The organism is Methanosaeta sp. UBA458, from assembly GCF_002496085.1.
In the GTDB taxonomy this organism is placed as follows: Archaea; Halobacteriota; Methanosarcinia; order Methanotrichales; family Methanotrichaceae; genus Methanothrix; species Methanothrix soehngenii.
In genome coordinates this window covers 1-7,103 of the sequence record NZ_DAIK01000088.1, presented here as the reverse complement: position 1 = coordinate 7,103, position 7,103 = coordinate 1, and the positions used below count along the sequence as shown (strand labels likewise).

At 48.9% G+C, this 7,103-nt stretch carries 6 protein-coding genes and 1 pseudogene; all 7 read left to right on the top strand.

Annotated features, from left to right (window positions below; all coding sequences use genetic code 11):
• A pseudogene (locus BP822_RS06075) lies at positions 1-470 on the top strand (hypothetical protein); the annotation flags it as partial.
• Entirely contained in the window at positions 467-1,186 is a 720-nt protein-coding gene (locus tag BP822_RS06070) for a creatininase family protein (RefSeq protein WP_286877965.1), read from the top strand. The pseudogene BP822_RS06075 and the gene BP822_RS06070, both read left to right, overlap by 4 nt.
• Before the next feature lie 363 nt (positions 1,187-1,549).
• Positions 1,550-2,455, top strand: coding sequence for an IS6 family transposase (locus BP822_RS06065; protein WP_286877964.1), 906 nt, complete (start codon positions 1,550-1,552; stop codon positions 2,453-2,455).
• A gap of 511 nt (positions 2,456-2,966) precedes the next feature.
• Entirely contained in the window at positions 2,967-3,893 is a 927-nt protein-coding gene (locus tag BP822_RS06060; RefSeq protein WP_286877963.1) for a hypothetical protein, read from the top strand.
• A 204-nt stretch (positions 3,894-4,097) separates the two neighbouring features.
• Positions 4,098-5,735: a thermosome subunit alpha gene (thsA, locus tag BP822_RS06055; protein ID WP_286877961.1), complete on the top strand. Its 1,638-nt coding sequence runs from the start codon at positions 4,098-4,100 to the stop codon at positions 5,733-5,735.
• Between the two features lie 82 nt (positions 5,736-5,817).
• Positions 5,818-6,732, top strand: a complete 915-nt coding sequence (locus BP822_RS06050) for a phosphoribosylaminoimidazolesuccinocarboxamide synthase (RefSeq protein ID WP_013719144.1) — start codon at positions 5,818-5,820, stop codon at positions 6,730-6,732.
• 59 nt (positions 6,733-6,791) lie between these two features.
• On the top strand, positions 6,792-7,103 hold a 312-nt coding region (locus BP822_RS06045; RefSeq protein WP_286877960.1), incomplete at its 3' end, for a hypothetical protein.

Sequence of the window (7,103 nt, the reverse complement as noted above, 5' to 3'; positions counted from 1 at the left end):
CCGAACTGGAGGAGTTCGTCCGAACCAGCAAAGAGAAAGGATATATGGCAGAGATCGGTTCCACCAGCCCGGCAGTTTCCCCCGTACCCTTAGAGGCCCTGCAGCACTTCCGCCTGGTGCATGAGTCAGAGACGCCAGTCACCTCCAGCGGCCAGAAGTGGGTCAAGATCTTCGAGAATGTGCCGGGTGCAGTGGTCAAAGGGAGTGCTCCGGCAGGAACTCCGGTTATGGCCTCCATAGACATCCAGACCAATCAGAACAGGATGTTCGAGTACAGACAATCAAATGTGAGCAATTCAGATGGCCAGTTTGTCCTGGTGCTGCCATATTCGACTGAAGGCCCTATATCCGGTGGGACGCAATTTGACACCAAGGCGGGGGGGAACTACACCCTATACGTAGGCAATGTCGTCTACGGTCTGAGGGTCCCAGAGGAGTATGTTCTGGCAGGAGCGAGCATCAACATATGAAGCTCTTGGAGGAGATGAGCTGGCCGGAGATCGAAGAGGGGCTGAAGGTAACCAGAACGGTGATCCTGCCCGTGGGAGCGACCGAGGAGCATGGCCCTCATCTCCCCACGATCACCGATACCATCCAGGCCATGGAGACGGCACGCACTGTTGCCCAGAAGCGAGAGGTATTCCTGGCTCCGCCCATCCACTACGGGGTCTGTCGCAGCACCCGAGGCTTTCCCGGCACCATCACTGTGGGGCATGATGCCCTGCGCTCATATGTGAAAGAGGTGCTGATATCATTTACAGATAGCGGATTCGAAAATGTCCTGATCCTAACCGGCCATGCCGGGAGCCAGCATATGTCCGCCCTAAAAGAGGCCTGCCAGATGGCATTGGAGGAACGCGAATTCCGGGTCAGCCTGGTATCTCTGTTCGATCTGATCGATCCTCAGGCAGCAGAGACGCCACATGACGGGCATGCCGGAGAGATAGAGACCTCGATGATGATGGTCATTCGCAAAGACCTGGTCAAGGGACTGCCAGAGGAGCATTTTCCCCCAAGGCCCAGATTCCTGATAATGAAGGATGTCCGCCACCTGATGGGAACTGGGATCATGGGAAATCCCGCCCCAGCCACCATAAAGAAGGGACAGAACTTCCTGGCAATGGCGGCGGAAGGGCTCATAGAGGCTCTGGAGGAGCTGGAGTCCGACTGCTGGAAAGGGCGATAGAATGGTGAGATAGGCCCCGATTTGGGGCATTTCGACTGCATCTATCGTTCCTTATTTTCCTTTTTATCTTGATTTAACCTCCTATCAATCTCATGTCGGTTATATTGCCATAAGCTCGCAGCTCGAATGAGTTGCTCACCTATAGGGCTCTGTCTCACCGAGGCCACCAGATGATAGAGGACGGCATAACTCCAAAACAGATATCAAAGAACACCTTCGAGAGTCCATCCTCTAGCGGAACGGCTACCTACACTGTTTCTGGCTACGCCCATAACTGGCGATGCTCCTGCCCTGATCACCAGTACCGCCATGTCGTCTGTTAACATCAACGCAGTAACCCTCTGGCAGAGATTAACCGCGCATTTGCAGGAATATCACGAGGCGAAGATTGTCGCGCAACCAGAACAGATAGCTGTTATCTCAGAGGAACTAACCTGCACGTTCTGCGGGTCGGCTCATATAATCAAGTACGGTAAGGCTAACGAGAAGCAGGTTTGCAAGTGTAAGGATTGTGCGCGAAAGTTTGTACCAAACGTGGGATTTGAGGGTATGTGGTATAACCCAAAGATCATAACTACCACCCTCGATTTGTACTTCAAAGGCATCTCCTTGCGCAAGATCTCAGATCATCTAAAACAATGTCATGAGATTGAGGTTGGGCACGCTTCGGTTTACCGCTGGATCTGCGAGTACACTGAGGTTATGGGAGCATATATCGAAACTCTGGAACCAGAGGTCGGCAAGATCTGGCACGGCGACGAGATGAAGATTAAGGTTAAGGGAGAATGGAAATGGCTCTGGAACATGATGGATAAGAAAACCAGATTCCAACTTGTTAGTATGATTGCGGAAACCCGCGAGCGAGATAACGCCAAGAAGACTTTCCAGCAAGCGAGGAAAGTTACAGATAAGAAACCAGGATTGATAGTTACAGATGGTCTGCCGGGATATAAAGGCGCATTTATCTCAGAGTTCTACGATCATCACCAGACGACCAAACATATTGCAGACGTGGCTTTGCAGAGCGGATTAAACAACTCCATCGAGAGAATGCATGGGACATTCAGAGAGCGAGAAAAGGTTATGCGAGGAATAAAGACGATGGAGACCCCAATATTCCCAGGAAACAAGATCTACTATAACTTCATCCGCCCTCATTCCGCCTTGGGAGGCAAAACGCCTGCGGAAGCTGCGGGAATTGGAGTCGATGGAGAAAATAAATGGATGGGATTGCTGAAGAGGAGCTTGGAGGGCCGCAGTATTAGATGAGAATAATTCAATTCAAAATTTTAAAAATCGTTTTTTATGTTTTACTTTATGGATATATTTGTTCAAAATGAGGATATTAAAAGCTTTAAAACAATCTATGCAGATGTTTTGAATGACTAATTTACGAGAACCTCTCAGTTTATATATGTTTGTGACCTTTATGTTAAGGTATTGCGTGGAGGAGATGATCTGTATGGGCTACGAGAAGTTGCTGATTTGGGGAGCCGTTTTTGCTTTAGTAATGGGATTACTGTATTTCGATAACAGCTTATGGCCCATCTTGTTCATCATACCTGTATTGATTATTGCGGTTAGTATTATATATAGTATGGTGGCTACCCACAACTTATATAAAAAGGATCCAAAGGCGAGCCTCTTGGTAGGCAGACTAAATTATGGCATAGATGCCCGAGGGAGACCCACTAAAAAGTATCATCTCAAATAATTAATTTTATATATTTGAGTTTATAGATAGATTTATGTATGTTATGATATTGCTAGGTTACTCCATATGACGTATTGGGGTTGGATTCCTCGGCTGACGCGAGATTTTTATCTAAAAGAAGAAAACGATTTTTGTACATTTCCTATACCATTTGACCAAGCCAATTCAGGTACTCTGAATAATGTGTTACTTGAAATATATTCTGAATTGAACGGAGTCTATTTTGGTTCAGCATTGTTATCCGATTTGTATTTGGAGCGAGTTCTAAACAAGAAACATAAAATCGAATTAGTTCCTCATAAAAATACAGATGGGTTTGATATTGATTTATTGATCAAGAGTCCTATCAATAATACGATCATATTCAAAGGCCACGCGAAGATTCGTTCCAGTGGCACCGTATCGTACGAAATTGAAAACAATAACGGCGGGGATGAATTCGTCTATGCCATGCAAATGCATAAATTAATTCGAGATATCTTCCATAAGCACGTTCATCATTCAACTGATTTATTATTGCCTCCGATTAAAGCACGAGACGAAAATGAGGCAACTCAAAAAATTTTGGATTTATTTTTGTTAAAATTTGTTGAATATAAAGCTATTTCTGCAAAAGCTCGCCCCAAAACCGCAATGGAAGATTTTTATAGAGCGAGAGGTGAAGTTGAATATTCAAAAGTATTCTTAGATCTTAATATAAGAACATTAGATGACAAAAAAATACAATGTTATAAAGATACCCTTCAATCATTATCATCCTCATTCGATATTTTATTAAATCGACTACATAGCAGAATTGAACAATCGAATAATTTTCTAATTTGGAGTTTAACATTATATGTCCTCGGATTCACGATAATAATGTCTAAGGGCAGTGTTATTAGTTGGGTTCCCAGCTTGGCTATGGATATACTTTTCGCTGTTTCACTGTGTATCGGTTTTTATTTTTTATGGAATGCTATAAAGGGATCTATTTGTCCACAAGAAATGTAATTCAAAATAACATCAACAAATTCTTGACTTTTAACCGCCTCCGCCAGTAACACGACTTGGCTAGGTGTGTTAGCGACTGCCACCATAGATGAAACACCTTTTTGGGAACACCCAAAGGTGAGACAGAACCACCTATCGCAATATTCATATAGAAGTTTAAACACCGGATATCACGCTTTGAACTAATTCAACGGAGGAGATTAAATGGCAGCAGGACAACTGGGCGGACAGCCCATAATTATTCTTAAAGAAGGAAGCCAGAGAACTGCAGGTCGTGAGGCACAGAAGTCAAACATCATGGCTGCAAAGGCAGTCGCAGGTGCCGTGAGAACCACACTCGGCCCCAAGGGCATGGACAAGATGATGGTCGACAACTTGGGAGATGTGGTAATAACCAATGACGGCGTCACCATTCTAAAGGAGATGGACATCGAGCATCCGGCAGCCAAAATGATGGTAGAAATCGCCAAGACCCAGGATGCTGAGGTCGGAGACGGCACAACCACTGCCGTAGTCCTGGCAGGAGAGCTCCTCAAGCAGGCAGAAGGACTGCTGGACCAGGAGATTCATCCCACAGTCATCGCCGCGGGCTACAGGGCAGCAGCAGACAAAGCCATGGAGATCCTAAATAAGATTGCCGTCAGCGTCACTGTCAATGATGCCGATTTTCTCAAGAAGATTGCCATCACCTCCATGACGGGCAAGGGATCAGGGACCGCCAGAGAGGAGCTTGCCGCGCTGGCCGTGGAGGCAGTTAAGGCCGTGGTGGATGAGGACGGCTCTGTGGACACCGATAACATCACCGTGGAGAAGAAGGTAGGAGGAGGGATAACTGACTCCGAGCTGGTTCACGGCATGGTCATCGACAAGGATAGGCTCCACCCCAATATGCCAAAGAAGGTAACCGGGGCCAAGATCGCCCTGCTCAATGCTGCCATCGAGATCGAGAAGACCGAGGTCGATGCCAAAATAGAGATCACATCCCCAGATCAGCTTCAGGCCTTCCTGGATCAGGAAGAGAGCATGCTCAAGGGCATGGTGGACAACGTAATCAAGACCGGGGCCAATGTGGTATTCTGCCAGAAGGGCATCGATGATCTGGCCCAACACTTCCTGGCCAAAGAAGGGATCTACACTGTGCGCCGGGTCAAGAAGAGCGACATGGAGAAGCTGGCTCGCGCCACTGGCGGCAGGGTTGTTACCAGCATCCATGACCTGACGGAGAAGGATCTGGGAAGAGCAGGCCTGGTCGAGGAGAGAAAGATCGGCGACGAGAAGATGACCTTTGTCGAGGAATGCGAGAATCCCAAGTCGGTCTCTATCATCCTGAGAGGAGGCACTGAGCACGTGGTGGATGAGCTGAACAGAGCGATGGAGGATGCCCTGCGAGTGGTGGGGGTCGTAGTGGAGGACAAGATGCTCGTTCCCGGCGGCGGCGCTCCAGAGGTAGAGCTGGCGCTTCGTCTCAGAGAGTATGCAGCAACCGTCGGTGGCAGGGAGCAGCTGGCCATCGAGGCCTTCGCCGACTCCATGGAGGTCATACCCAAGACCCTGGCCGAGAACGCCGGTCTGGACCAGATCGACTCTCTGGTTGCCCTGCGCAGCCAGCATGAGAAGGGTATCAAGAGCTCCGGCCTGGACATGGATACCGGCGTTCCTGTAGACATGATGAAGCTGGGTGTGGTCGAGCCCCTGCGGGTCAAGACCCAGGCCATCAACTCAGCTGCCGAGGCAGCAGTCATGATACTCAGGATCGACGATGTCATCGCCTCCAAGGCAGGCGGGCCTGCGGGCGGACCAGGCGGAATGCCCGGCAGCATGGGTGGAGAGGACTTCGAATAAACCTCTCCGATCATCCCCTTTTTTTAAGTCTGCGAGACATAATAGCAAAAGTGTTATCTTCTTGCCAGGTTCATCTCCGGCAATGGAACGCACGCTTCTATTGAAAGGCAAGGTTAAAGAGGCATACGACCTGGGAGACCGACTGGAGTTTCAATTCACTGACAATATCTCCGTCTTCGACAAGGTAATTCCGAGCACCATTCCCTTTAAAGGCGAGACCCTCAGCCGGGAGGGGGTCTACTGGTTTGAAAGGGCAGATGAAATGGGCATCAGGACACACTTTTTGCAGTATCTGCCGCCGGCCGGTATGCTCTGCAAAAAGGTGGATATCCTTCCCACGAACAGGATCACACCCCAATCCAGAAACTATCTGATTCCCCTGGAATGGATATGCCGCTGGTATGTGGCCGGATCCCTCTTCGACCGGGTAAAAGCCGGTGAGATAGCAGCTCAAGATCTAGGCTTTGCATCAGGGCATGTGGTGAAACCTGGAGAAGAGCTGCCCGAACCATTCCTGGAGGTCTCCACGAAGCTGGAGAAGACCGACCGACTTATTGCAAAGGAAGAGGCACTGCAGATATCCGGCCTCTCCCCTCAGGAGTACGAGGATGCCCGGGATATTGTTCTCAAGATCGATGAGGATATCAACCGCAGCGTCGCCAGTCGTGGCTTGATCCACGCAGACGGCAAAAAAGAGCTGGCCTTCGATATGGATCGACAGATAATGATCGTCGATGTCTATGGAACCGCAGACGAGGACCGTTTCTGGGATAGGAAGCGCTACGATGAGGGAGAGCTCGTTGATCTCTCCAAGGAGTATGTGCGCCAGTACTACCGTCAGACGGGCTACAAGGACCGGCTATACCAGGCCCGAGAAGAGGGAAAAGCGGAACCTGCTATACCCGCCCTTCCGAATGATGTGGTTGGGGAGACAAGCCGGATCTACATCAAGCTGTTCGAGATGATCACAGGGGAAAAGTTCAAGGCTAAGGGATGAGGTTAAGGCTAATTTTGAATAAGCGAAAATTTAAAGGAAATCTATCAAGGGATGATGATATGAAGAGAGTGCTATTGGTAATTCTGATACTTGCTGCCCTGGCTATATCCGGTTGTACCGAGAACCAGGATACGCCGGAAAAGAGCGTGGAAGACTTAAAGGCTTTATCCCTGTCCGCGGCAGAGAACCTGACCAGCTACAGTCTCAAGAGCACAATATCCAACATCAGAACGCTCAATGACAGAGGGGAAAATGCCACTGCAGAGAACGCAACCATAATAAAAGAGAGTGCGGAAACCACGGCCACTGTAAACCTTGCCGGCAAGCAGGCCCATGCCAGAGGCTCAACCACTATTGAGGTGGAGCATCGT

Coding starts and splice junctions, on each gene's coding strand:
- BP822_RS06070 (WP_286877965.1), top strand. CDS start 467: ATGAAGCTCTTGGAGGAGATGAGCTGGCCGGAGATCGAAGAGGGGCTG.
- BP822_RS06060 (WP_286877963.1), top strand. CDS start 2,967: ATGACGTATTGGGGTTGGATTCCTCGGCTGACGCGAGATTTTTATCTA.
- thsA (WP_286877961.1), top strand. CDS start 4,098: ATGGCAGCAGGACAACTGGGCGGACAGCCCATAATTATTCTTAAAGAA.
- BP822_RS06050 (WP_013719144.1), top strand. CDS start 5,818: ATGGAACGCACGCTTCTATTGAAAGGCAAGGTTAAAGAGGCATACGAC.